Origin of the sequence: Moritella sp. PE36 (assembly GCF_000170855.1) — a bacterium.
Taxonomy (GTDB): Bacteria; Pseudomonadota; Gammaproteobacteria; order Enterobacterales; family Moritellaceae; genus Moritella.
The window spans coordinates 1-2,520 of sequence record NZ_ABCQ01000109.1 but is presented as its reverse complement, the minus strand read 5'-3'; the positions used below and the strand labels follow the sequence as shown (position 1 = coordinate 2,520).

The 2,520-nt window shown below is 39.2% G+C and carries 4 protein-coding genes; all 4 read left to right on the top strand.

The annotated features are described in order from the left end of the window. Positions 1–649: S1 RNA-binding domain-containing protein (locus PE36_RS23365; RefSeq protein WP_006034592.1), on the top strand; the 649-nt coding region annotated here is incomplete at its 5' end. A gap of 67 nt (positions 650–716) precedes the next feature. After that, on the top strand, positions 717–1,001 hold the full coding sequence (ihfB, locus tag PE36_RS23360; RefSeq protein WP_006034591.1) for an integration host factor subunit beta: 285 nt from the start codon (positions 717–719) through the stop codon (positions 999–1,001). A 460-nt stretch (positions 1,002–1,461) separates the two neighbouring features. After that, entirely contained in the window at positions 1,462–1,749 is a 288-nt protein-coding gene (locus PE36_RS23355) for a LapA family protein (protein WP_006034590.1), read from the top strand. An 8-nt stretch (positions 1,750–1,757) separates the two neighbouring features. Next, the coding region (locus PE36_RS23350) for a lipopolysaccharide assembly protein LapB (RefSeq protein WP_006034589.1) at positions 1,758–2,520 on the top strand (763 nt) is incomplete at its 3' end.

Sequence of the window (2,520 nt, the reverse complement as noted above, 5' to 3'; positions counted from 1 at the left end):
TATCTCTCTAGGTCTTAAGCAATGTATTGCTAATCCTTGGGAAAACTTCTCAACTTCACGCATGAAAGGCGAGCAAGTTACTGGTAAGATCAAATCTATCACAGATTTCGGTATCTTCATCGGTCTTGACGGCGGCATCGACGGTCTAGTTCACCTATCTGACATCTCTTGGGATTCAACTGGTGAAGAAGCAGTTCGCGAATACAAAAAAGGAGACGAAATCACAGCTGTAGTTCTACAAGTAGACCCAGAGCGTGAACGTATTTCTTTAGGTATCAAGCAAATTGATGAAGACCCGTTCAACGAATACCTAGCGAATAACAAGAAGAATGCTATTGTTAATGGTACAGTTTCTTCTGTTGACGCTAAAGGCGCGACAATTGAACTTGCTAAAGGTGTTGAAGGTTACATCCGTGTTGGCGATATCTCTCGCGACCGTATCGAAGATGCAAGCTTAGTATTATCTGTAGGCGAAAAACTTGAAGCTAAATATGTTGGTGTTGATCGTAAAAACCGCGTAATTAGTCTTTCAATCAAAGCTAAAGATGAAGCTGACGAGAAAGAAGCAATGGCTAGTGTAAACAGCCAACCGCAAGAGTCTGGTCTTTCTGCTATGGAAGAAGCATTTAAAGCTGCTAAAGGCAAATAATTAGCCTGAGGGATGTTTATTCATCCCTCATTAGTACGATGTCGAGAATATTCTTAATGGAGATTATATGACAAAATCAGAACTAATCGAACGTCTTTGCACTGCAAATTCGCAGCTGGCGACTAAAGATGTTGAATTATCTGTGAAAGCTATACTTGATCAGATGGTAGATACTTTAGCTACTGGTGATCGAATTGAAATTCGAGGTTTTGGAAGTTTTTCTCTACATTACCGTGAACCTCGAATTGGGCGTAATCCTAAGTCAGGTGAAAAGGTTGAATTAGAGGGCAAATATGTTCCTCATTTCAAACCAGGTAAGGAACTTCGAGATCGTGTTAACGCTTCTTTATAGCCGTTGATACTTGTAAAAACGACATACTTAGGTATGTCGTTTTTTTTTACTTTTTTTTGCGTCATGATACCCATACCCAAGTTACTTCAAGATGCTATATCAGAGACTAGCAGGGATAACAGAACAAGGCGCAATATGTAGAGAATGGTTATTCCATTTTCAAATATTGTAACGCTGTGCTGCTATTTCTGCTCGCCTCCCGTAGGGCAAGCCGAAAGAATGAATCTTCGGCGTTATGAAGTCTTAATTTAGAATAACTAAATCTTCGACTTCATGCCTTGAATATCCTTTCCTTTCGCTTTGCTGATTGTGCATCTTGAAGTAGCTTGGGTATAGGTGTTGTGTTGTTTATATACTAGCAGGGAATAGTAGTTTTGGATTACACCATATATTACTAGCACTTGACCCATTTATTGGCGATAATCCCTTGTATTACCAATTTATCTCACAGAGGACGTCGATGAAATCATTTATCTTTTTTATTATTATCGCTTGTACACTGGCGCTGGCAGCTGCATTTGCTGCGAGTAACGATCAGTTAGTGGATTTTAATTATCTAATTGCCCTAGATTCATTTAAGTTATCGTCTCTGCTTATTGGTGCATTTGTGTCAGGTTTAGTGGTTGCTGGTGTGTGCATGAGCTTATTCATGATGAAATTAAGATTATCTCTTTCGAAATTTAAACGTAAATCAAAGCGTCAAGTTGTAGAGCTTGAGCGATTACGTGCTGCTGAAATTAAAGGTTAATTTACCGTATGTTCGAACTTTTATTTCTTTTACTTCCTGTTGCCGCTGCATATGGCTGGTATATGGGTAGAAGAAATGGTCGCTATTTACAACAAGATAAGCAGCATACGATCTCTAGAGAGTATGTAACCGGGCTTAACTTTTTATTATCAGACCAACCTGATAAAGCGGTCGATTTATTTATCGATTTACTTGATGTTGATAGTGAAACGATTGATACGCATTTAGCGCTCGGAAATCTGTTTCGTCAACGTGGCGAAGTACAACGTGCAATTAAGATCCATCAGAATCTCATTGCTCGACCTTCATTGACGCATGAACAGCGTAATCTTGCTTTATTACAACTAGCACGAGATTATCTTGCTGCGGGCCTAGTGGATCGCGCAGAAGAATTATTTTTGAAATTGATTGATGAACCTGAGCATCGTCAAGTCGCGTTAACGCAACTCATCATTATTTATGAACAAACCAAAGAGTGGGAACAAGCGATTACGATCGGCAATAAGCTGAAGAAAATGGGTGATGCAAAAATTGAACGTAAAATTGCACATTTTTATTGTTCGTTAGCGGCATCCCCAACAATGCTTGATGAACCAAAGAAACGTTTAACGAGTCTTAAGAAAGCCCTACAGTATGACAAGCACTGCGTGAGAGCAAGTATCATGCTTGCCGATTTGCATATTGAGCAAGGTGAACATAAAAAAGCGATTGTTTGGCTTGAGCATGTGTTGATTCAAGATATTGATTTTGTCACCGAAATACTCCAAAAAT